Here is a 24238-nt window from a genome sequence, read left to right as displayed (position 1 = left end):
TGCCATCAGGGCCTGACAGGCATCAGCCCTTAAGCCAGAAGCCCATGGACTCTCTCATCACGGCCCGACAGGCATCAGTCCTTAAGCCAGAAAGCCCTGGACTTTTCCACAGTAACTTCCATGCCTGTCCTGAAGGCATTGTAGTCCTTGGCAATATGGCCAATATCAAGAGCTCTGTGACCGGCCTTGTGCAGGTCATAAGCCATGACGGTAGCTGTCTGTCCCATAATCAGATACTTGGTCTTTGCCTTGTCGGTTGCCAGAGCCTTGCTCATCAGCTCATCATATTGGTCGAAGGCGCTCTCAGGCGGACCGTAGATGTACTCGATTGATCGTGCCGTAGCGAAGATATTGTGCTCAATTTTGTCGAACACAGTTCGGCCGCAAATAATCACAATATCTTTGTCATTCCACAGCTGCTGGAACTTCTCATAATAAGGTGCACAGTCAAAGTTTCTGTAGTTGACATAAGGCGCAGTAAAACTGGTGTCACCATAAACACGCCCTGGCTTCATGTACTTGAGAAATTCCTTTCTGAACTTTTTTCCGTCGTGAAGGTAAAAGTAGAAGCTGTCGTCTCTCAGGCCCGATGGGAAGTTAAAGTAGTAATAAGAGCTCGCAATCAGAACACCGTCTTCTGTGGACGAAAGGATTTCGACCAGCCTTTTAGCCAGTTTGTCATCAAAACGCTGAAACCATGCCTGCCCCGAGGATGTCATTACGGCTATCTCACCATCCCCGAATCTGCACATACTGACATTGTTATTAAGCAGGTAGTCAAGAGTGCTGCTGGCATCCATAACCTCAGGAAAACCGTCTCGTCGACTGATCTCGTAAAGGTTTTCCAGTATGAGCGGATGGTTCTCTTCGGCTACTTTTTTCAGCCCGTTTACACTTGTGTTTATCTCTTTGAGGTTATAGCGAAACAGGTATCTGATGTTGCTGAAGAATTTAGTAAGGCTCATCAATCTGATCTCAAAATCTTCCCATATTCAATGGCATACGCACCTGCAGCGGCATAACAGAACCGAAGCATCAGGACACTGGCCATGGCAGCCTCAGGGCATATCATTGCAAATAAGCATGTAAGCCTATGCTACCACAATACCGGCCTGCCTCGGCCCAAGGGCTGCATGCTGCCACCTGATAACTTTGATTGTTATGGATGGAATGGGGTTTGGGGGCGAAATAAGTGATAATATTTATCACTTATTTTTGCCATTGAGAAAAGCAAGGCAGGCGTGCAGGAAGCCTTTTTTAACGGGCGCTATTCCATTTAAGTGCGGAAAGATATAGAATATCGCGCTTGTGCACCTGCCAACTTTTTATTGATTTTTTGATATCAATCACATAGAATGCGCAGATCACAGCCTCCCTTAAGTTTCATTAAGATTGCGCTTGCACAGCAAGTTCAGCCTTAATGGCAGCCTTCAAACCTCCCCTTTTTACTTATGTAAAGCAGGCAGGTTAAGCCTGATACTTTCGTTGTGCCTGAAGCACGGCTGATTATCAGATTAAGGAAGCTGAAGAATTTTTTGCCAAAGTGCACTATTAGAGGTTGTCGCGTATCCTGACGGGCTTTGCGACAGCTAATTATCAACCGACCTTTATCCAGGAGATCAATAGTGGCCCGTATCGCTGGCATCAATGTGCCTGATCACAAGATCGCCGTGATTGCACTGCAGTCCATCTACGGCATCGGCCCTACCCGCGCCCGTGACATCTGTCAGGCTGTGGGAGTTGCTGAGTTAACCAAGTTCAAGGAACTCGACGAAGCTACTTTAGACAAGATTCGTGCTGAGGTAGGCAAGTACACCGTTGAGGGTGACCTGCGCCGTGAAGTTTCCATGAACATCAAGCGCCTTATGGATCTTGGCGCTTACCGTGGTTTACGCCACCGTCGTGGCTTACCAGTTCGCGGTCAGCGTACCAAGACTAATGCACGTACCCGCAAGGGCCCACGTAAGAGCATTAAGAAGTAAGGAGGCACATGATGGCTGAAGAAATCCAACAGGCTGCAAACGCAGCAACCCCTGCAGCTGCTGCCGCAGCTCCAGCTACCAAGACTGCCTCTGCTCCACGTTCCCGTGGCGGCAAGCGCGGTAAGAAGCAGATTGCTGACGGTGTAGCTCACATCCACGCATCTTTCAACAATACCATCGTTACCATCTCTGACCGTCAGGGCAACACCCTTTCATGGGCTACTGCCGGTGGTTCAGGTTTCCGTGGTTCCCGTAAGTCCACTCCTTATGCAGCCCAGGTTGCTGCTGAGCGTGCTGGCGAGGCTGCCAAGGAATACGGTGTAAAGAACCTTGAAGTCTTAGTCAAGGGTCCAGGTCCAGGTCGCGAATCCTCAATTCGTGCCTTAAATGCGATCGGTTACAAGATCACCAACATCACTGATGTTACCCCGATCCCTCACAACGGTTGCCGCCCGCCAAAGAAGCGTCGCGTCTAATCTGGTATCTGTTTTTTTATTGGAGAAAGATAAATGGCAAAATATACAGGACCAGCTCTAAAATTAAGCCGTCGCGAGGGCGTGGATTTATTTTTAAAGTCTGGTGTACGTGCAATTGACACCAAGTGCAAGTTAGACACTGCTCCAGGTCAGCACGGTGCCAACAAGGCTCGCTTATCTGACTACGGCTCACAGTTACGTGAGAAGCAGAAGGTTCGTCGTATTTACGGCGTTCTCGAGCGTCAGTTCAACAACTACTACAAGAAGGCTTCCAACATGCCAGGTAACACCGGTGAGAACCTGTTACAGCTGTTAGAAGGCCGTCTGGACAACGTAGTTTACCGCATGGGCTTCGGCTCCACCCGTATGGAGTCCCGTCAGCTCGTAAGCCACAAGGCTATCACTGTTAATGGCCGTGTCATTAACATCCCATCCTATCAGGTTCAGCCATCTGATGAGATTGCTGTACGCGAGAAGGCCAAGAAGCAGTCCCGTATCAAGACCGCTATCGATCTGGCCGGCCAGCGTGCTGTCAAGCCAACTTGGATCGACGTAGACCACAGCGCCATGAAGGGTACTTACAAGAACAAGCCTGAGCGTTCTGAGCTTCCATCCGATATCAAGGAACAGCTCATCGTCGAGTTCTACTCTAAGTAATAGACAGGCAACCTGCCAGCTCTCCTTTTAAATTGTGGGGTAATAACAGTGTCAGTTTGTGATTTACTCAAGCCTAAGCCAGTCGGATTTACCGAGCTTGGTCCTAATCGAGTACGCATCGTAATTGAGCCATTGGAGCGCGGTTTTGGCAACACCATCGGTATTGCCTTAAACGACGTCCTGCTCAAGACTCTTCCTGGTTATGCCTTTGACGCTCTTCAGATTGAAGGTGTTAAGAGCCTGACCTCTGTAAAGGACGATGTGGCTGAGTCACTGATCGAATTAGTAATGAACCTCAAGAACGTTGCTATTTCATCAGCTCACCCGATTCAGGGTCCAGTCTGGTTCTCCCTGACCAGACAGGGCGAAGGTGAAGTTCGCGCCGGTGACATAACCTGCCCTGAGGGTATGAGCATTGAAAATCCTGATGCCCATATCTGTACTTTAACAGGAGCCAAGGCATCGTTGTCGATGAATCTCCGCGTCGTTCACGGTCGCGGCTATGTAACAGCATCTGATCCGAAGCACCTTCCTGCCAAGGAAGAGAATGAGATTCTCATCGATGCTGCTTTCTGCCCAGTTGCAAGATATGTCTACGAGGTTGAGTCTGCCCGTGTTGAGCAGCGTACCGACCTTGACAGACTGGTCATCGAGCTTGAGACCAATGGCACCATCTCCCCTGATGAGGCCTTAAAGCATGCCGCCGAACTGCTGTGCGGCCACATGACCAATCTTGTTGACAAGGAAGACATTCCTGAGCGCTCCAGCACTCCGGCTGCTCCTCCTTTACCGGATCCGGTTTTAATGCAGCCAGTTGAGGATCTGGAACTGACCGTACGCTCTGCCAACTGTCTCAAGGCAGAGGAGATTTTCTATATTGGCGATTTAGTCCAACGCACTGAGGTCGAGCTGCTCAAGACTCCAAATCTGGGTAAGAAGTCTCTTACCGAGATCAAGGACGTTCTGGCTACCCGCAACCTGTCTCTGGGCATGCGCATCCAGAACTGGCCGCCTCAGAACTTACAGCGTTCGAGTAAGTAAAATTACTGTCAATTTCAGGAAGAAATTACAATGCGTCATCGTTTAGCCGGTCGTCACCTCGGCCGTACTTCTGCACACCGTGCAGCGCTGTATCGCAATCTCGCTAATGCTCTCATCGAGCATGAGATGATTAAGACCACCTTACCAAAGGCCAAAGAGTTACGTCGCTTCGTAGAGCCATTAATCACTCTGGCCAAGGTTGACTCCGTAGCCAACCGTCGTCTGGCTTTCGCCCGTCTGCGCGACCAGGCCGTTGTTGCCAAGCTCTTCAACGAGGTTTCCAAGGCTGCTGCCAACCGTCCAGGTGGCTACACCCGTATCTTAAAGTGCGGCTTCCGTCCTGGCGACCAGGCTCCTATGGCTTACATCATGCTGGTTGATCGCACCGACGGTGAGTCCCAGGAGTAAGCCTCCTCACCTGATAACAGGTGATGAACCCTCAGGCTCAGACTCCGTGCTGAGCCGGGTAAGCTTTTCGAGCATCTGTACGGCAGTGCCATGTACAGATGCTTAAAGAACACTTGGACTGGACAACTTCGGCTGTCGTGTTTGAGTGTTCTTTCACATAAAGGCACAAAGAATTTTCCTTCCCAAAGCGCTGAGCTTTGCAAGTACAGAAACCTGCGCATCTTTCCCATACGTCAGATGGCTTTGTTTCTGTTCAGGTCTGGCGCACTCCCCTGACTTGAATCTACAACTATTTTGAGGGCTGGAACCTTGGATCAGATTGATTTTCAAAGACCAAATATTAAGGAAGTCGTAACAGTCGCACGTAACAAGACACGTGTAACTCTCGAGCCTTTTGAGCCAGACTACGCCCAGATCTATGGTACTGCCCTGCGCCGTATCATGCTCTCCTCAATCCCAGGCTATGCCATTACCGAGGTTGAGATTGCCGGCGCTGTTCATGAATACAGTGCAATTGAAGGTGTACAGGAAGACGTTCTGTTAATCCTGTTAAACCTCAAGGAAGTTGCTGTTCAGTGTGACAGTGCAACTACCATCAATCCTATTCTGCACATCAACAAGACCGGCGTAGGTCCTGTTACCGCTGCTGACATCCAGTGCCCGGCCAATGTAGAGATCAAGAATCCTGATCTGGTTCTGTGCCACATCACTGATCCTGAGAAGGAACTGAACATGACCCTGCACGTAAGCCGTGGTCGTGGTTATGTTCAGGCTCAGAGCCAGCCTTTTGTTGAAAATGGCGACAACCGTTTCATCGGCCGTCTGCTCATCGACGTTTCCTACTGCCCAGTGCTCAACGTTGCTGTTCACACCAATGAGCTGGCCAGCGGCATGGAATCACTGGATCTGACCATTGAGACCAATGGCACCATCCAGCCTGAGGCTGCCATCGCCATGGCTGCCACCATTTTTGCCGAGCAGCTTGGCACCTTCATCAACATCAAGGACTCTGTAGAGCCTGCTGATGACACCACCTTCCGTCCGCTGATCGATCCTAAGCTCATCTGCCCTGTTGAGGACCTCGAGCTGACTGTACGTTCTGCCAACTGCTTAAAGACCGAAGGCATCAAGTACATTGGTGACCTGGTACAGCGTACCGAAGTTGAACTGCTCAAGACCCCAAATCTGGGCAAGAAGTCCCTGACCGAGATCAAGGACGTTCTGGCCGAGCGTGGTCTGTCCCTGGGCATGCGCCTGGAGCACTGGCCACCATCAGATCTCGATGTAGGTCACTGATAAATTCAGCCGCCTGAAGCGGCGCCGGCCGGTAGCCATACCGGCCACACGATGGAAAAGGGCTGCCGCTGTCAGGGCAGCCCTTTTTCTTTTGTTCCGCACTCACCGCCTCCCGCCCCTCCGCTCAGTACTCGTAATGCCCAGCCTTACAGGTCCTGGCCGGGGGCTGGGCGCGGCTGCAGTGCAGTTCCACTTTTTCAGGAGCTGATATGAGCGACCAGAACCTCGCCCTCCAGCCTGATGTAGACAGCATCAGCGAAAGTGATTTTGACTTCCTGTGCGACAGTGCCTTGAATCTGGCTCTGGAGACCAGCGAGCTTACCAGTGCCGATGAGGTCACCTTAAATAAGATCCGTGACCACCTGCACTCAGACAAGTACAGCCTCTCCCTTGAGGTCAATGGTGTAACCACCTCATGGTGGGACGACGAAGAGCTGCCATCCCTGCTGGACGAAGACAGCGATGACGCCGTCGCTGCTGAGGCAGCCGCCGATGCCACCGCTGAGGCTGCCTCCAGTGCTGCTGACGCATCCTCAACAGATGCCTGTGCCCAGGACAGCTGTGGGTGCGGTGCCGATGACATTACCCTTGAGGTCAATATCATCTCTACTGTCGATGCCGGTTCGCACGCAGGAGAGCGTGTAGTCGTAGCCTCAGTACACTTTGATGTACCAGCATCCCTGACTGATATTCAGGACCGCCCGTTGAAAAATATCGCCATCAAGTGGCTCCCTGAGCTCGACAACTAAGCCGCTGTCCGGCAGCCCAGGACATGCGCCATGGCACATGGCCTTGCCAGGCCAGCATGGCTCTGCGGACCTGCCAGAACATGCAAGCCCATTAACAGACAGGCCCCACTGTCACAGAGGTGATGGCGGGGCCTGTTTGCTTTGGGCGGGGCTGGGCGCGGTTATCGCGATGCCAGCTGCTGGTCAATAAATGCGGCGGCCGGCTCTAGCAGGGCACGTTCAGGTAGAGTTCCCAGGGCCTGGTCGAACTTGATGCACTGGGCATTGTGACTGAGCGGCTGCCAGCGGCATGACTCAAGGCCGGCATTGTCATAAAAGCAGATTTGCGCAATGTTGCAGCTGCAGGCCAGATGTACTGTTGCGGTATCAACACTGATCATGCCATCGAGCAGAGCTGTAAGCGCAGCAAGGTCACTAACTGAGGTGTTCTCAGGCATGGTAAGCAGACGGGTGCCGTGCAGGGCTGCAGTAACAGGAGGCATCAGAGCCATGACAGCACGGATAAACTCACGGCTGGATGCCGGGCACATCAGCAGCACACGGGTGCTCTCAGAGCGGCCCAGAATGTCCTTGATGATGGAGGCACATACCTCAGGGCTCATGCGGCGTGACTTTGGGGCGGCCATGGGGTTGATACCAAAGAGCGGCGTTGAAGCAGCTGCTGCACGGGCCCTGGCAGCAAGCTCAGCAACTGGCATCTGATCGGACGGCTCGTTAAAGACTGCAGAGGGGTTGAGTATGCTCATGGCCCTGCTCAGGTGCTCAGCCTTAAACAGCGGGGTATAGCGCACACTGTCTGAGGTATCGACACCGCCACGGTTGAGCAGCTCGGTAAAGGCACGGCTTACCGGATGGTTATAGGTGGCCGGATGGAAGATGTGAAGATTGATGGAGGCTACAGTGTAGTCGCAGCCGGCAATGAAGTCCGGCCTCAGGGTCCAGTTGAAGATAAAGTCACGGGGACGGTAGGCAGGCTCAGTTGAAAGTACCAGATCTACCTTGCCCTGATGGCCGGCGCCCTGAGAGGCGGCCACGATCTGCTGACACAGAGAATTGATTTCGCCCGCGCCTGGCTTGCGAGATGAGACCAGCACCTGGTCAAAGCCAAGAATATCGTAGTAGACGGAGGCCAGGTTTTCAGGGCAGACAACGCTCAGAAGAGGTCGCTGAGGGAGTGCCTTGAGGCGGCGGTAAAAATCGCTCATTACCTGGGTATCGCCCAGTTTGCCATCAAGCTTGAGAATGACTATATGGTTCAGGTTCTCCCATTTAAAGTCCTGAACATTACCCGCAGGCATATAGCCGTATTTTTTCTGCGCCCAGATAAATCGCACGCGATCGCGAAGCGCAAAATAAGCCTGTTTAAGTCCCATCAACAACAAATCTCTATTTCACCTGAAATGAGGACGGTCATGTCCGCGTCTCACATCAATAAGGTCGCGGACCACAGCAGCACATTATGACCGTCCTGCCGGAATAACTCAGGGCCTGAGTCCAGGTTGCGGCACAGCAGGCCAGGCCTGCTTACCCGTTTCAGCCAGCTCAGTCTGTTTAGCATGCTCACACCAGTTTGGCCAGCTTACCCAGCTCAGCCTGCTCACCCAGCTCAGCAAGATCAGGCTAATCAGCCTGCCTCCAGACCGGCCTTGTGACCCAGCATGGACACTGACATCAGGGTCTACAGGAAGACTGCACAGCGTTCAATGCTGGAGGGCAACAGCCACTTAAAGTCACCCTGTACCCGGCATCCAAAATTTCTGTGGCTATTATAGCGGAAAGAATGACCTCAGCCCCGATCAGCTGCAGCTGCAGTGAAAGTAACATGCATAAATACCAGGCATACCTGCCCAGCATAAATACCCTGCATATCCACCCGGCATAACCACAGTCACAACGCAAGGATCAGCTACGCTGCCATGGCATACGCCATGACCTTCCTTTCTGCACAGCGCGCCAGCAGGCGGCGCTGTGCGCCGGCCTGCCCGGCTCTGGCGGTTAAGGGTTAATCTCTATAGGGGTGCCCGGGTCTACCAGGGAAATGAACTCGTCCATCTCAGGGTTGAGTACGGCAATGCAGCCATTGGTCCAGTTGGAGCGCTGTACAGTCTCATGGAACTCACCTCCTGACGGTGGCTGGCCGTGGACCATAATCATGCCGCCTGGACGCACGCCACGGCGACGGGCACTCTCAATGTCATGAACATTAGGATAGGAGATGTGGAAAGCGCGGTAGTAATAGGAGTTTTCCTTGACGTAATCAAGGATGTAGGTGCCCTCAGGAGTGCGGCGGTCCCCCTCCTGCATCTTGTGACCCTGCGGACGGTCTGAAAGAGCAATCCAGTAGCGTCTTACCACTCTGTCACCCTTGTACAGGATCATCTGGTAATGGCTCTTGTGTACCACTACCTTGTCTACCAGATTCCTGGGAGCACGGTACCCGCGTGGAAACATTGGCAGTCCGGAAATACGGCCCAGGCGGTTGTAGTCGTACTCGTAATCTTCAATGACGCTGTCAATGACAGCGCTGTTGTACAGTGTGGCCGGAAGATTGGCTGTATCAGCGCCTGTTATGGCTGTGTTATAGGAGTCGGCATAGGCCTGGCTGCTGCAGGCAAGGACAGCAAACAGGGAACACACGACAGCGTAAAAGGACTTTTTAAGGGAAAGTAAGCTCATAACAGACGGGCTCCTGGCCGCAGGTCCTGACAGCTTGTGCGCAGGCGGACCGGCCAGATTTACAAGTAATAAAACCATTGTGGACATAGTGCACTGCCAGCCGGCGGCCACGATGCCATGCAAGGCATCGCGTCGCTGCGCGGCGGCTGCAGGCTGTGCAAGGGGCAGCGCCACACACTGCAGCTGCCCAGGCTCCATGACGCACACTATGTGCCGCACAGACACTGATGCGCAGGCGGGCGGCGCTGCCGCAGGCGCTGCAGGCGGCGCAGGCGACGCTGCCTGCTGCATCTACCGGTCCCTGTAATGCTGCACAGCAAGGACCTTTGCACAGGAAGTCTATTATATATGGGCTGTGCCCCTGATAAAAAGACGACTCCAGATTTGAGACTGGCAGGTGCATGGCCGCTTGCTGCCCGGGCCGGGCATGGCCCGGTAAACCATACCTCAGCCACCGGCTGAGGGCATGACTCGTGGTGATTTTTTGGGGGCCGGGGTTGCAGATAAGGACAGCAATATTGTGCAAAAGATTGAAAATGCAGTTTTTTCCTCTATATTATGCTTGCTTTGCCCCCCAGATGCCCTGTGCTCTGTCCGGGCAATGAAAAGACAGCAACTGATGCAGGCCCCATGCTGCCGGCAGTACAGTTTTGTCATTGTTGTTGAGCCTTTTGTCAGCCAGGTATTTTTCAATGAGTACTAATAACAAAAGCGAAATGAGCTTGGAGGGCGTAGAGCGTCTTCCTTTGCAGAACTTTGCTCAGGACGCCTATCTGAACTACTCCATGAGCGTCATCAGAGACCGTGCTCTGCCATCAGTAAGCGATGGCATGAAGCCGGTTCAGCGCCGCATCATTTACGCCATGGCCAAACTGGGCATCAACTTCAAGGCCAAGCATGTCAAGTCAGCCCGCACCGTAGGTGAGGTGCTCGGTAAGTACCACCCTCATGGCGACTCTGCCTGCTATGAAGCCATGGTGCTCATGGCCCAGCCGTTCAGCTACCGCTACCCTCTCATTGACGGTCAGGGTAACTGGGGTGACGTTGAGGATCCCAAGTCCTTTGCGGCCATGCGTTATACCGAAGCCCGTCTGTCAGCTCAGGCTGAGCTGCTGCTTGAGGATCTCAATCAGGGCTGCGTCGAGTGGATGCCAAACTTCGACGGATCAGCTGAAGAGCCAAAGGCTCTGCCTGCCCGTGTGCCTAATATTCTGCTCAATGGCACCATGGGTATTGCTGTTGGTATGGCCACTGACATCCCTCCTCACAACCTCAATGAGCTGGTAAAAGCTGCAATTTACCTGCTTGACCACCCTGAGGCCAAAGTTAAGGATCTGCTCAAGTACGTAAAGGGTCCTGACTACCCTTGTGGTGCTGACATCATCACCCCTCCTGCCGAGCTGCAGAAGATTTATGAAACCGGCAAGGGCACCATACGCTCACGCGCTGTTTATGAAGAGACCCGCGAGGGAATTGTGATTACCGCTCTGCCATATCAGGTAGGTGTAGGTCAGGTAGAAAAAGAAATTGCCGATCTCATGGTCAAAAAGAAACTGCCATGGGTAGGCGATCTCATCAATGCCAGTGACCACGAGCATCCTTGCCGCCTCATCATTGTGCCGCGCTCCAACCGTGTGGATACAGAAAGCCTGATGAGCCATCTGTTTGCCACTACCGATCTTGAGTGCACCTACCGCGTCAATCTCAATATTCTGGGTCTGGACGGCCGTCCTCAGGTCAAGGATCTGGCCACCATTTTAAGTGAGTGGCTCACCTACCGTACCGAAACTGTTACCCGCCGTTTCAACCACCGTCTGAGCGCAGTCAACAAGCGCCTGCACCTGCTTGACGGTCTGATGGCCATTTTCCTCAACCTCGATGAGGTCATTGAGATCATCCGTCATGATGATGATCCCAAGGCTACTCTCATCAAGCGCTTCAAGCTCTCTGAGCAGCAGGTTGAGTACATTCTCGATACCAGACTGCGTCAGCTGGCCCGTCTTGAAGAAGAGAAGATTCGCGCCGAAATCGACAAGCTCAAGGAAGAAAAGGAAGATCTCGAAGATCACCTGGCCCATCCTGAAAAGCTGCGTTCTTTCATCAAGGGCGAGCTCACTGCTGATGCCAAAAAGTATGGTGACAAGCGCCGCTGCCAGGTAGTTGAGCGTGCCGAGGCCAAAGAAATGGATGCTGTTGCTGCTGCTCCGGCTCAGACCATGACTGTGGTTATCTCCCGCATGGGCTGGGTACGAGCAGCCCAGGGCGCCAACATCGATGCTGTTGCTCTTTCTTACAAGAGTGGTGACAGCTACCTTGCCAAGGCTGTAGGCAAGAGCAATCAGTATGCTGTCTTTATTTCCAATATGGGCCGTACCTTCTCTATCCTGATTAAGGATCTGCCATCAGCACGTGGTCAGGGTGAACCAATCTCCACCAAGGTATCGCTCCAGCCTAATGAGGTGATTACCACTGTCATTACCGGCGCCATTGAGGATCACTTCCTGATGGCCAGCGACCGTGGCTTTGGCTTTATCTGCCGTCTTGCAGATATGATTACCAGCAAGAAGGCCGGCAAGTCTCTAGTCACCCTTGATGAGGGTGCCATGCTGATGCGACCAATCAGGCTTGATGACATTGAAAATGACATCATTGCCGTAGTCAGCAAGCGCCGCCGCCTGCTCTTCTACCGCGCCTCTGAGCTGACAGTACTGCCACGTGGCAAGGGCCTCAAGCTTATCCGTATTGCTGCTGCCCACCTCAAGGATGGCAGTGACGGTGTAACAGATATCTGTGTGCTCAAGGACGGTGACGGCCTGCGCGTGAACTCAGGCAAGCGCCATATTGATCTTAAGAGCAAGATGGTAGCCGAGCGCATCTCCGTACGCGACCGCACCGGTGAAGCCCTGCCATCATCCTTTACCAAGGTTGACTACATTGAGGTTATCCCGGGCGCCAATGCCCTGCTCAACACCCCGGCCGGTGCCGATGGTATCACTCCATCAGGTCAGGAACTGCCAGGCTTTGAGCAGCCGTAAAGCACAGCTGACGACAGGCATTCCAGGCATGACAGGACGGCCCGCCTGACCGATCGGCCGCATGCCCGGCATGCCCGGGCGGCCGCATGCCCGGGCGGCCCGCCTGACCGTCCTTTGGCAGCCCTGACCTCCGCCTGACAGGTCCGGCAACGTGCCGTAGCAGCTAAAAGGCCAGCCTCATAAGGGGCTGGCCTTTTAGTTTGCAGGCAGAGGCTGCAGGCCACTGAGCGAAATAAAACTTTCTAATTCGGTCTAATTGTTCATATTGCTGCTACGATCCGCACTTATTGGGCTATTATGCTCATTTTCCGGTTGAAGCCAGCTCCGGTGATGCCATTTGACTATGACATCCGGGCCCGACTGCAGGTTAACTCATGCGCTATTTAATCATGACAGTGCGAATCGTTATTCTCCTTGCCATGGCCTTGTTCTGGCTGGCAGCAGGCACTCTTATCTGTGTGCTGCGCCCCATGCACAGAAACAATGTCCATGCACTGACCAGCATGCTGGTCTGGGCCCAGAGAGTGATAGGCGTAAAGGTCATCTGTCACTTTGAGCCCGCCCGGATAAGGGAGAACATGCCCGCTGTTATGGTAGGCCTGCATCAGGGCGACTGGGATGTTATTACCATGGCAGGTCTTCCCCAGCCTGGTATGGTGTGCGTAGGCAAGAAAAGCCTGATCTTCACCCCCATATTTGGCCTGCTCTTTGTCCTGTCAGGCAATATCCTTATCGACAGGGACAACAGAAACAGAGCTGCTGAGACCATGCTCAAGGTCGTAGAGCGCATCAAAAAACGCAGACTGTCTGTATGGATGTTCCCCGAGGGCACACGCTCAGGCTACGGCCCGGTAGGCCGCTTTAAAAGCGGCGCCCTGCACATGGCCATGCTTGCACAGGTACCGGTCATACCCTTTGTCACCTCCACCTACTCCCGCCAGATAGACCTTGGACGCCTTGATAATGGCGAGGTCCATATCAAAATGCTGTCCGTCATTGAGCCCTCTTCATTAAGCCGCCATGACATTGCCCGCACAACAGCAGAGCTGCGCGACCAGATGATTACCGCCATGCGTGAGCTTGATATTGAGGTACGCCGCCCGCCAGGCTACCGCCTGCCGGCACTGCGCTGACCATGCCAGGCCAGGCCATGCCCTTAAGCCGGGGCCAATGCCCAGGCTCTGGCCATACTACCGCCTGCCGGCACAGGAGCCGCTTTGTCCCTGCAAAGCGGCTCTTTTACTTTGCACGGGTGGGCACGCCTGTGAACTGGCAGGCGGGAAGGGCCTGCACTGCAGTCCATGCGGGTCTGATGGGCGCGGCTGTCAGAGTACTTTTTGCTTTGCAAAAGGCCGGGCAGAGAAATATAAAAATATTCCTTTGTCCCGTGCGGATAAAGGTATAATTCAGGATCAGGCTTTAATAAATCCCGGGGCTGGATAAGACCTCCCTGCATGCAGCTGCTGCAGGATGGTGCCCCAGTTGCTTACCGAAAATACCTGGCAGGTATATGCTGGTAATGCCTTAATTGAGTCGGATTTTCAGCCGTATGCATCAACAGGGCTTCGGGCTTTCAGGCACGGACGCCTGATTCCTGAAAGGATCTGTGAGCACTGCGGCATCAAAGCGGCCTGACGGCCTGCTCATGGTCAGCCGGGACTTACTGAACCGGCCCGTATCGTCTGCAGGGCGATACCACAGCAAGTCCTGAGTCTGCCCATATTCCTTCATGGCGGCGTCAGATCACTTCCACTTGTGAACAGACAAGAGTTTTCGCATGTACATGACAACCGACGAGATACGTTCCACGTTTCTCAATTACTTCAAGGATCATAATCACGAGATTGTTCGTTCCAGTTCTCTCGTTCCTTACAACGATCCTACCCTTCTGTTTACCAATGCCGGTATGAACCAGTTCAAGGATATTTACCTTGGCAAGGACAGAAGACCATACATCAACGCTACCACTGCACAGAAGTGTGTACGTGCCGGCGGCAAGCAGAATGATCTGGACAATGTAGGCTACACAGCCCGTCACCACACCTTCTTTGAGATGATGGGTAACTTCAGCTTCGGCGGCTACTTCAAGAAAGAAGCCATTACCTACGCCTGGGAGCTGTTAACCGAGGGTTACAAGTTACCAAAAGAGTCCTTAATGGTAACCGTATATGCCGAGGACGACGAAGCCTACAACATCTGGCACGACATTGTCGGTCTGCCAGCTGAGAAGATCGTACGTATCGGTGACAACAAGGGCGGCCGCTATAACTCTGACAACTTCTGGCAGATGGGCGATACCGGTCCTTGCGGCCCATGCTCCGAGGTTTTCTACGACCACGGTGAAGGCATCTGGGGCGGCCCTCCAGGCTCACCTGAGGAAGACGGTGACCGCTTCATCGAAATCTGGAACATCGTGTTCATGCAGTACAACCGTCAGGCCGACGGTACCTTTGAGCCACTGGGCAAGCCAATGATCGACAACGGTCTGGGCCTTGAGCGTATTGCTGCCGTGCTCCAGGGCGTACACTCCAATTACGACATTGACCTGTTCCGTGGCCTGATTGATTCAGCTGCCGAGATCCTTGGTGTTTCTGACAAGTCCTCCAAGTCCCTGCGCGTAATCTCCGACCACATCCGCTCCTGCTCCTTCCTGATTGCCGATGGCGTACTGCCATCCAATGAGGGCCGTGGCTATGTACTGCGCCGCATTATCCGCCGTGCCGTACGTCATGGCCGTCTGCTGGGCGCCAGGGACATATTCTTCTACAAGGTAGTAGCAAAGCTCGTAGAGCTCATGGGCAAGGCCTATCCTGAGCTGGTTGAGCAGCAGGCTCTTATCGAGCGCACCCTCAAGAAGGAAGAAGAGCAGTTCCTCAACACCCTGGACCGTGGTCTGGCACTGCTTGACTCCGAGCTTGAGAAGCTCGGCGCCGAGCGCACCATCCCAGGTGAGGTTGTCTTCAAGCTCTATGACACCTACGGCTTCCCAGCTGACCTGACCCAGGACGTAGTACGTGACCGTGGCTACATCGTGGACATGGACGGCTTTGAGACCGAGATGAACAAGCAGCGTGAGCGCGCCAAGTCTGCCTCCGCCTTCGGCATCGACTACAACAAGGAGCTCAAGCTCAACGCTGAGACCACATTCTCAGGCTATGGCCGTACCGAGGATGAGGGCAAAATCATCGCCATGTTCAAGGGCGTTGAAGAGTGCAGCGAAGTTCTCACTGACGAGCAGGCTGTTATCGTTCTGGACAACACTCCTTTCTATGCTGAAAAGGGTGGTCAGATTGGCGATACCGGCGAAATCCGCTGTGGCAACAATCTCTTTATCGTTGAGAACACAAAGTTTGTAGGCAAGGCCACCATTCACGTAGGCCGTGTTGAGCTGGGCGAGTTCAAGACCGGCGACCAGTGCCGTGCCATTGTCAACTCAAAGCGCCGCAAGGACATTGCAGCTCACCACACTGCAACCCACCTGCTGCACTCTGCTCTGCGCCAGGTACTGGGCGATCACGTCCACCAGAAGGGTTCTTCTGTTGGTCCTGACCGTCTGCGTTTTGACTACTCTCACCCACAGCCTCTTACCACTCAGGAGCGTCAGCAGGTAAGTGCTCTGGTCAACTCCTTTATCCGTAACAACAGCCCTGTTGTCACCGACATCATGAACCTCGATGAGGCCAAGCAGTCCGGTGCCATGGCTCTGTTCGATGAGAAGTATGAGGGTGAAGTACGCGTAGTTACCATGGGCTGCGACTCCAAGGAACTGTGCGGCGGTACCCATGCTGAGCGCACCGGTGATCTGGGCTACTTCATGATTGTCTCCGATGAGTCCATCGCCTCAGGCGTACGCCGTATTGAGGCTCTGACCAGTGAGGCTGCCATTGAGTACCAGCAGGCCGTTTCCCGCATCGTGTCTCAGGCATGCAATATCATGAAGACTGACAACTTCAGCTTCGTGGAGCGTGCCCGCTACATGATTGAGCACACCAGCTCCATCGAGCATGAGAACATGCTCTTAAAGGAGAAGCTCGTACACTTTGAGTGCGTAAACTTTGCCCATGAGGCCACTGAGGTCAAGGGCGTCAAGGTTGTTGCCCGCAAGGTTGACGGCTACTCCATGCGCGAACTGCGTCTTGCTGTAGACGAGCTCAAGAACACCCTCAAGACCTGTGTAGTAGTCCTGGGCTGTGTTGATGAGAAGACCGACAAGGTCAACCTCATTGCTGCCGTATCCAAGGATCTGACCTCAAAGCTCAAGGCCGGTGATCTGGTCAACGCTGTTGCCGCTCACGTAGATGGCAAGGGCGGTGGCCGTCCTGACATGGCTCAGGCCGGTGGCACCAACAAGGACGGTCTGGATGCAGCCATTGCAGCTGTAGACCCATTCTTACAGGAGCACCTGTAAATGCTCGTAATATCCCAGAAGAAAGGTGAGAAAATTCATATCGGAAGGGATATTACCATTACCGTTGTTGAGCTTAAGTCAGGCAAGGTGAGACTGGGTATTGAAGCCCCGTCAAGCTGCAGAATCATACGCGACTCACTGCTGCGCAGTGATCGCCTGAGTGCATGCTCACTTAATGCCGATACTGACAGCCAGGAAGAGGATGATGACTGCCAGAGCCAGACAGGTGATGGTACCGCTCTGAGCGACGCTCTGAGCGATGCACAAGACGGCGAGCTCCACGACGGCCGCTCCTGATGCACTGATCTCACCCTCTTCAGGAAAACCGGGCACCCCATGCGGGGCTGCCCGTTTTTTTTGCCCGGCAGCCAGCCACCGGCATCCCTGGCACCCTCCATCATGCCCGCCACCACCCTCCTGTCAGCCCGCCGCCTCACCTGGCACCTCAAAGCAACCGCCTGACTACTGATCACTGCCCATTGACGCAGCCAATGAATGCCTGCTTACCGGTGACTGCGTGTCGGGAGTGCACGCCCAAAAAACAGGCACCATTCAGCAAATAACCAGGCTCTTTTTAACCAGACGAAAAAACATGAAGAAAGGCATATATATGGCCGCCATGCACGCAGCTACGCACTCCGTCGTTAAATTCATGTAAAAATATTAAGGAAATTGCTTGACATCATGTGCTAAAACCCTGATAATGCGCGCACACAGTCGCGGAGAGATGACCGAGAGGCTGAAGGTACTCCCCTGCTAAGGGAGCATACGACCAAAAAGTTGTATCGAGGGTTCGAATCCCTTTCTCTCCGCCACCGATGTGAAATAAAAGACAGCTTCATGCTGTTTTTTTATTATCCGATGTCTGTATCTATGACACTCATCTAAGCCCAGTCCCTGCGGGCAACTCACAACCAGCCTGCCACAAGAATCTCCCTCTCTCACTGCCCACAAATAACCAGCTCTCCAGATTACCAGAGACAGGTCCCGGCAAACTCCAGAATCTCAGCAGCCCATCCCATACCCCGACCGCCAGATCTGCGCTCACAGCACACCCCATCACCCCGGCTGCACGCCCAGCCATAGTGCTGCGTCATACACAGCTTTTAGCAAGGCAAGTCACCGCATGCCCTCATGAACCGTCTGCCTGCTCATCCGCTCTGCCCGCTCTTCCTGTCCGCTTTCTCTGCCTGCTGCGTTGCCTGCGGCATGATTCCCTCTGCCGTAAAGTTAAATGCACCCCATGGTTACATTACCTTAACTTTTATAAATTATCTTTGCTGCATTACAATCATAAGGTCACGTCCTGCCACCTGCACTGCCCCAGCCCTGCCATTGACCAGTGAGCTTTCGCTGCACTGACCAATTACTTGCCATGCGCAGACCTCGCCAGGCCACCTGGTGGAGCGTACTGACAGCCTGTGCTGCCACTTTACCTTCAACTGCGCCAGAGGGTGCTGTAGCAGTTTATCTGCTCTTTGCTGCCGGACACAGTACTGTGAGCTGCGGGCACTCAGGGACATTGCTCATGCTGACTGCCCATAAAGCATCCTGCTGCAGGCCAAGGACATTGCTCATGCTGACTGCCCATAAAGCATCCTGCTGCAGGCCAAGGACATTGCTTATGCTGACTGCCCATAAAGCATCCTGCTGCAGGCAACTGGCACTGACAGCGCAGCTCTAAGGCACTGCAGGTGCACCGGTGAGGGTGATATGCTGGCTGCGAGAGCTGTTTTCGGGAGCGTGAACCGGGTTGTTGAAGACCAAAGTGCTCATGCAGCCGTCATGGAGCTGTTTTTTCTTTAGAAAAAAACGGGTGCGTATGGCATTACGGATCAGATATACATGGCCTTTTGCAAGCATACATATCTGCTTTTGCAAAATCGGCGTAAAATTTTTTTTAAAAATGCTTGCCACGTCAAAACTTTTTGCTATAATGGGCGCCACTTGATAAGCGGAAGCATATCAAAGTAACGATGCACCCGTAGCTCAGCTGGATAGAGTAATCGGCTACGAACCGATCGGTCAGGAGTTCGAATCTCTTCGGGTGCGCCACTAAATCGCTGCTTTATGTTTTTGTTTGTCAACACAGCGCACCCGTAGCTCAGCTGGATAGAGTAATCGGCTACGAACCGATCGGTCAGGAGTTCGAATCTCTTCGGGTGCGCCACCTCTTTTAGAGCATGTCTCTCCCTCCTTTATAAATTCTTTTATAAATCACCTCCAAACAATTGAACATCGGTTCTTGAACAAAGAAGCCGGGTTTTGTCGTTTCTGTATTCTGCACATCCCGTTCTGTTAATTGCTCCCCTCCGACATCCGCATAAGCCCACAGTGGCCCACCGCCATCTGCTTCCGAGCGCCTGATGATGTGTGGCCGGAGGCTTCATGGCATGCAGGCAGCGTCTGCGGCAGCAGGAGCCGTCACCTCCAGGAGATGTCCGTCAGGAGGGCGGCTGCATGTGTGTGATGTAAAGCCAGCACAGATGGCCTTTCAGGCGGAGATGGCCGGTCTTACGGTACTGCGATTTGACCGGCTGTTATTGGGTCTGGCTGTATATTTTTTTGGGGCTGTGATTTGAGGCTTGCGGGCCGTTATTTCATGCGTAATTGAATTTATAGCCGGGTGGCCCTGCAGGGCCTGACTGCGGCACTGAGAAAAAAAAATTATCCCGGACAGGCATTGGGTCCAAAGCTGCAATTGAGGCCAAAACATGTCCCCAACCTGGACATAACACATATCAGGATTTGTCATTTTGAGGGCGGCCGCTGGCATGAATACAGGGAAAGATACCAGGGGCGCACCGTGGGTCCATGGGCCTGGCACCGACCTGAAGTTGTGGCTATACTGTCCTGGTTTTTTCACCTGTTAATGGAGAATGGCAATGAGTGATCTCGACCTGAATCAGCCTGCTTTTAAAGATCCTCCAGTTGATCTTGATGCCGAGCGCAATCTGCTTGGCGCAATTATCCAGGAAGGAACTCTGCTTACTGCCATCTCTGATGCTATAGGAACTCTCGAGGTTGAGGAATTTGCCTCGGAGAAAAACCGTATTATCTACGCTGCCATTCTGACCCGCTCAGCAAGCTCAGATGACTTCAATCCTACTGTGCTCTCCGATCAGCTTGAAACTGATGGCACTCTGGACAAGGCAGGTGGCCGCTCCTATATAGCCAGTCTCATCATCAACAGTGGTGTACCAAGCTCAGCTGTTATCGAGTACGCCCAGATTATCCGCAACAAGGCCAAGCGCCGCGCCATGATTGAGATTAACGAGCGCATCATCGACATGTGCTACCAGCCTGAGGGCCGTACTGCACGTGAGATCTACGATGAGGCCTCGGGTCTGATTTTCAAACTGGTAGAGTCGGCCAATCAGAACGATACCGGTCCTCAGCCAGCCGTGCCTAAGGCTGTTGAGCTGCTCATGAAGATTCAGGATGAAATCAAAAATGAGCAGAAGATGTCAGGCGTACCTACAGGCTATACCGACCTTGACAATATCACTCAGGGTCTGCAGCCGGGATCTCTCAACATCATCGCGGCCCGTCCGTCAGTAGGCAAAACCTCCTTTGCCATGAATATCGTGGCTAACGTGGCCATGAACCCGAACATCACCAAACCAGCTCTGGTGTTCTCCCTTGAAATGCCTACCGAGCAGATTCTGATGCGTCTGCTCTCCACCTTTGGCCGTGTCAGCATGAACAAGCTCAAGGCAGGTGAGGTATCAAGCGACCAGTGGATGGATATTGTCCGCAAGATCAAGCTGCTGACCTGCGTTACTGACAATGTAACCCGCGACAAGCTCTATATCGATGACAGCGGCGACATTACCCCTCTGGAGCTGCGCGCCCGCGCCCGCAAGCTGCACATGGAACACGGCGGCCTGTCCGTTATCATGATTGACTACGTGCAGCTGATGCGCAGCCAGACCAAGGCAGCCAACCGTACTCTGGAAATTGGTGAAATCTCCCGCTCCCTCAAGATGCTGGCCAAGGAGCTTGAGGTGCCTATCATTGCTCTGGCGCAGCTCAACCGTGAAGTTGATAACCGTAAGGACCACCGTCCATTAAACTCCGACCTGCGTGAATCCGGCTCTCTGGAGCAGGACGCTGACATGATTATGTTCCTGCACCGTGAATCTGTTTACACCAAGGGCGAGGGCGGCGAGGACAACTCCAATCAGGCCACCCTGATCATAGGTAAGAACCGTAACGGTGCTACTTCCGATATCGAGCTCTTCTTCGTAGGCGAGTACACAGCCTTCTATGACAAGGGTTATGCCGAGGCCAACTACGACTCCCTGGCTACTGGCTCAGCCCCGGGAATTGGCGCCCCTCCAGGCATAGGAGCACCTCCGGGCATTGGCGGCGTTCCAGGCGGCGCTGCCGCCAACGTTATCAACTACTGATAACCGCCCCTGCCGCCCGCCTGGGCGTGCCGTTCCGGTGCACCGAGGTGCCCTGTGCGCCCTTCTGGACCCTGCGCGGGCTTACGCCCGGCCCCACAGGCCCTGCTGCAGCTGTGCACTGCACCAGGGCCTGTGCTCATCTGGGGGCTGCCCCGGTCAGACGGGTCGGCAGCGGCTGTGCACTGCACCAGGGCCTGTGCGCATCTGGGGCTGCCCCGGTCAGACGGGCCGGCAGCGGCTGTACGCTGCAAGTAAGCCGGGGGATTTTGAGCCATGTTACTGTACACAGTGTCAATTAAGATCAGATCACTACGCCCGGATCCTGTACAATAGCTCATTTGTGTATTGCCCTGCCCCGGTCCCACCTAAGACCGGCCAAAAGCCGTGAGACCAGAGCCCGCTCTACCAGGAAACAGCCTCAGTGCTCATGCTGCTGTGCCTTGCGCGGTCCAGGCCTGCAGCCTGGCTCAGCACAGTAAATGGCTGACTCTCTCTTCAATTCCATCAACACCTGCCCTGCCAGTTAAATACTGCAGCAGGCCATGGCCCGTGCCCTCAGTGCCCCATCAGCGGCCTTGCACTGTCCTGTGTCCATTGCGCTGCCCTGTGGCCAATATGAGGTCCTGCGCTGGCAGTGCCGCTATGGGCTGCTTTGCGCTGTACTGTGGCCAGCTGGCGGCTTTGCGCTGGCAGTGCCTCCATGGGTTGCTTTGCGCTGTACTGTGGCCAGTGGGCTGCTTTGCGCTGTCGCCCTGATTTGAGTGTTGCTGGAAAGCTTTTGGCTCAATTGTTTGTTTACGATGAAATCAGTAACTGCCGTCATCAATCATCAGGCCCTGCTGTCCAATCTGGACAAGATCAAATCCCTGGTCCCTCAATCCAAAATCGTTGCCGTAGTCAAAGCCAATGCCTACGGTCATGGCCTTATCAATGTGTCACAGACCATTGAGCCCAAGGTTGATGCCTATGCCGTAGCCCGTCTGCCTGAGGCCATGGAGCTGCGCCAGGCCGGTATTACCAAGCCGGTAATCCTGCTTGAAGGCTTTTTAAATGCCGAAGATGTGGTGACCATTTCCGAACAGGGTTTCTATACCGCTGTTCACGATCAGGAGCAGATTGACGCCATCGAAAGTGCCCCTGTACCACGCCCTGTTCATGCCTGGCTGAAGATAGACATAGGCATGCACCGTCTGGGCGCCTCACGCGATGAAGTGGCTCAGATGAAGCAGCGCCTTGAGAGCTCACCTCATGTGGTACAGCCTGTTGGTCTTATCTCCCATTTAAGCGTTGCAGACACTCCTGAAATGAGTGCCTACAATCAGGAGCAGATAGAGTATTTCTTTGAAGTAGCCAGAGATTTCAAAGGTGATCTGTGCCTTGCCAACAGCGCCGGTATCATTTCCTGGCCTAAAGCCCGCACCGATTTTGTCCGCCCGGGCATCATCATGTACGGCATTTCTCCATATGCTGACAAAACAGGTGAGGACCTGGGCCTTACCCCTGTCATGACCCTCAAGAGCTCCCTTATTGCTACCCGCCGCATCAAAAAGGGCGCCATGGTGGGCTATGGCGCAGCCTGGACAGCCCCTCATGACACTGTTCTTGGTGTAGTGGCCGCAGGTTACGGTGACGGCTATCCGCGCACCATGCCTAATGGCTCTCCTGTGCTCATCAACGGACGCATGGTTCCTACTGCAGGCCATGTGTGTATGGACATGCTCTTTGTTGATCTGGGCCCTGATGCTAAGGACAAGGTGGGCGATGAGGTAATTCTCTGGGGTGAGGGCCTGCCTGTTGAGCGTGTAGCCAACCTGTGCGGCACCATTCCATATGAGCTGGTCTGCCACATCATGCCACGTGTAAACATGGAGAGCATCTGACAGCATCCGCAGCTGCGGCCGACGCAGCGGCTGCGGCAGCAAGGCATGGCCATGGTGGGCCATGCCTTGCTGCAAATCAGGCAAAAAAGGGAGTGATACCAGTGAGGTATCACTCCCTTTTTTATGGGCCGGCGGCCCGGGTGGTCTCAGCAGCCCTGCGGGGCCCGTGCCGGGACCGGCGCAGCCTGCAGCGCAGGTGACTGCGCTGCACAGTGCTGCCTGATTAGTCCTTGTGGAAGCGCATGGACAGGTCGAGGGCCTGAATATTCTTGGTCAGGGCACCTACGGAGATAAAGTCCACACCGGTGGAGGCATAGCGGCCAATGGTCTCGAGGTTTACATTGCCGGAAATCTCAAGCCTGGCGCGGCCATTGGTAACCTTAACGGCCTCAATCATGTCGTCAAACTGGAAGTTGTCGAGCATGATGATGTCGGCACCGGCATCCAGAGCCTCCTGCAGCTCAGCTAAGGACTCAACCTCAACTTCAACCTTTGTGCCTGGCTTGAGCTCATGGGCACGGGCTACGGCAGCGCTGATGCCGCCACAGGCCATGATGTGGTTTTCCTTGATGAGGTACATATCAAAAAGGCCAATACGGTGATTCTGACCACCACCTACGGTTACTGCATACTTAAGGGCAGTACGCAGACCAGGAACGGTCTTGCGGGTATCGAGCAGACGGGTTTTGGTCTCACCCATGGCCTTTACATAGCGGTTAACCAGGGTGGCAACGCCAGAGAGGGTCTGTACGAAATTTAAGGTGGTGCGCTCAGCGGTGAGCATGATGCGGGCATTACCCTTGACGTGGAAGAGCTTCTGGTTTTCTACCAGCTGGTCGCCATCTTTGACGAACCACTCAATCTCAACGCCGCCGCCTAACTGAGCATAGACTTCTTCAACCCACTGTTTGCCACAGAATACGCCTGGCTCACGGGTAATAACAGTGGCTTCATTAATGTGATCGGCCGGAATCAGCTGAGCAGTAACATCAAGGCTCTCATCAACCTTGCCGCCTAAATCTTCCTTAAGAGCCAGCTCTACTGAAACTTTGATATCTTCAGCCAACATTGCAATTCTCCTCAGCTGGGCAGCCTGCCGGTCGCAGTGTCAGAGCACTGCTTTGAGGGCTGATGCAGGCAGCCAGACCTCATTGTCATGCCCCCTTGGGCAAAGCCCGGGCAAAGTAACTTAAATGAGGCTCATGATGTTATGGTTTT

Annotated in this window: 19 protein-coding genes and 3 tRNA genes; 17 read left to right on the top strand and 5 right to left on the bottom strand. The window is 53.8% G+C overall.

All coding sequences use genetic code 11. The features are described from left to right. Positions 1-74 precede the first annotated feature (74 nt). Complete coding sequence (locus tag MXE41_RS04795; RefSeq protein ID WP_247099550.1) at positions 75-965, bottom strand: GT-D fold domain-containing glycosyltransferase; 891 nt, start codon at positions 963-965, stop codon at positions 75-77. Between the two features lie 660 nt (positions 966-1625). Here MXE41_RS04795 and rpsM point away from each other — a divergent pair. The 7 genes from rpsM to MXE41_RS04760 all read left to right on the top strand — a co-directional run bounded on the left by rpsM (position 1626) and on the right by MXE41_RS04760 (position 6609). After that, positions 1626-1982, top strand: a complete 357-nt coding sequence (rpsM, locus tag MXE41_RS04790) for a 30S ribosomal protein S13 (RefSeq protein WP_246975929.1) — start codon at positions 1626-1628, stop codon at positions 1980-1982. A gap of 11 nt (positions 1983-1993) precedes the next feature. Beyond that, positions 1994-2458, top strand: a complete 465-nt coding sequence (gene rpsK, locus MXE41_RS04785; RefSeq protein ID WP_246976307.1) for a 30S ribosomal protein S11 — start codon at positions 1994-1996, stop codon at positions 2456-2458. A gap of 33 nt (positions 2459-2491) precedes the next feature. Further along, complete coding sequence (gene rpsD, locus MXE41_RS04780) at positions 2492-3115, top strand: 30S ribosomal protein S4 (protein WP_246975933.1); 624 nt, start codon at positions 2492-2494, stop codon at positions 3113-3115. Between the two features lie 42 nt (positions 3116-3157). Continuing rightward, positions 3158-4156 carry a DNA-directed RNA polymerase subunit alpha gene (gene rpoA, locus MXE41_RS04775; RefSeq protein ID WP_246976310.1) on the top strand — a complete coding sequence of 333 codons (999 nt, stop codon included), beginning with the start codon at positions 3158-3160 and terminating at the stop codon, positions 4154-4156. Between the two features lie 30 nt (positions 4157-4186). Next, positions 4187-4564, top strand: a complete 378-nt coding sequence (gene rplQ / locus MXE41_RS04770) for a 50S ribosomal protein L17 (protein ID WP_246975936.1) — start codon at positions 4187-4189, stop codon at positions 4562-4564. A gap of 294 nt (positions 4565-4858) precedes the next feature. Further along, complete coding sequence (gene rpoA / locus MXE41_RS04765) at positions 4859-5860, top strand: DNA-directed RNA polymerase subunit alpha (RefSeq protein ID WP_246975939.1); 1002 nt, start codon at positions 4859-4861, stop codon at positions 5858-5860. A 209-nt stretch (positions 5861-6069) separates the two neighbouring features. Continuing rightward, entirely contained in the window at positions 6070-6609 is a 540-nt protein-coding gene (locus MXE41_RS04760) for a hypothetical protein (RefSeq protein ID WP_247099549.1), read from the top strand. A 161-nt stretch (positions 6610-6770) separates the two neighbouring features. On the opposite strand, the gene MXE41_RS04755 is transcribed toward MXE41_RS04760, so the two are convergent. Beyond that, entirely contained in the window at positions 6771-7907 is a 1137-nt protein-coding gene (locus MXE41_RS04755) for a glycosyltransferase family 9 protein (RefSeq protein ID WP_247099548.1), read from the bottom strand. A 697-nt stretch (positions 7908-8604) separates the two neighbouring features. After that, entirely contained in the window at positions 8605-9060 is a 456-nt protein-coding gene (locus MXE41_RS04750; RefSeq protein ID WP_246976314.1) for a L,D-transpeptidase family protein, read from the bottom strand. Between the two features lie 691 nt (positions 9061-9751). Between MXE41_RS04750 and MXE41_RS04745 the strand changes: the two genes are divergently transcribed. From MXE41_RS04745 to MXE41_RS04720, 6 genes are all read left to right on the top strand, one after another. Next, positions 9752-9988, top strand: coding sequence for a hypothetical protein (locus MXE41_RS04745; RefSeq protein ID WP_247099547.1), 237 nt, complete (start codon positions 9752-9754; stop codon positions 9986-9988). Continuing rightward, positions 9978-12320 (top strand): DNA topoisomerase IV subunit A, encoded by a 2343-nt coding sequence (gene parC / locus MXE41_RS04740; RefSeq protein WP_247099546.1) that lies wholly within the window; start codon positions 9978-9980, stop codon positions 12318-12320. Before MXE41_RS04745 ends, parC begins: the two co-directional genes overlap by 11 nt. Before the next feature lie 374 nt (positions 12321-12694). Beyond that, positions 12695-13453 (top strand): 1-acylglycerol-3-phosphate O-acyltransferase, encoded by a 759-nt coding sequence (locus MXE41_RS04735; protein WP_247099545.1) that lies wholly within the window; start codon positions 12695-12697, stop codon positions 13451-13453. A gap of 644 nt (positions 13454-14097) precedes the next feature. Further along, positions 14098-16728: an alanine--tRNA ligase gene (gene alaS / locus MXE41_RS04730; RefSeq protein WP_246975956.1), complete on the top strand. Its 2631-nt coding sequence runs from the start codon at positions 14098-14100 to the stop codon at positions 16726-16728. After that, a complete protein-coding gene (locus MXE41_RS04725) occupies positions 16729-17025 on the top strand; it encodes a carbon storage regulator (protein WP_247099544.1) in 297 nt (98 codons plus the stop codon). A gap of 424 nt (positions 17026-17449) precedes the next feature. Beyond that, positions 17450-17543: transfer RNA gene (locus MXE41_RS04720), tRNA-Ser, on the top strand. 865 nt (positions 17544-18408) lie between these two features. On the opposite strand, the gene MXE41_RS04715 is transcribed toward MXE41_RS04720, so the two are convergent. After that, positions 18409-18645, bottom strand: coding sequence for a hypothetical protein (locus MXE41_RS04715; RefSeq protein ID WP_247099543.1), 237 nt, complete (start codon positions 18643-18645; stop codon positions 18409-18411). 61 nt (positions 18646-18706) lie between these two features. On the opposite strand from MXE41_RS04715, the gene MXE41_RS04710 reads away from it, so the two are divergent. The 4 genes from MXE41_RS04710 to alr all read left to right on the top strand — a co-directional run bounded on the left by MXE41_RS04710 (position 18707) and on the right by alr (position 23020). Beyond that, positions 18707-18783, top strand: a tRNA-Arg gene (locus MXE41_RS04710). Between the two features lie 38 nt (positions 18784-18821). After that, a tRNA-Arg gene (locus MXE41_RS04705) sits at positions 18822-18898 on the top strand. Positions 18899-19613: 715 nt separating this feature from the next. Continuing rightward, positions 19614-21140, top strand: a complete 1527-nt coding sequence (dnaB, locus tag MXE41_RS04700; RefSeq protein ID WP_247099542.1) for a replicative DNA helicase — start codon at positions 19614-19616, stop codon at positions 21138-21140. A gap of 800 nt (positions 21141-21940) precedes the next feature. Next, complete coding sequence (gene alr, locus MXE41_RS04695) at positions 21941-23020, top strand: alanine racemase (protein WP_247099541.1); 1080 nt, start codon at positions 21941-21943, stop codon at positions 23018-23020. A gap of 223 nt (positions 23021-23243) precedes the next feature. Here alr and nadC read toward each other — a convergent pair whose 3' ends face one another. Next, positions 23244-24089 carry a carboxylating nicotinate-nucleotide diphosphorylase gene (gene nadC, locus MXE41_RS04690; RefSeq protein WP_246975968.1) on the bottom strand — a complete coding sequence of 282 codons (846 nt, stop codon included), beginning with the start codon at positions 24087-24089 and terminating at the stop codon, positions 23244-23246. Positions 24090-24238 lie beyond the last annotated feature (149 nt).

The sequence above is a fragment of the Anaerobiospirillum sp. NML120449 genome (assembly GCF_023051105.1).
Taxonomy (GTDB): domain Bacteria; phylum Pseudomonadota; class Gammaproteobacteria; order Enterobacterales; family Succinivibrionaceae; genus Anaerobiospirillum.
This window is presented reverse-complemented; position numbering and strand designations above follow the sequence as displayed.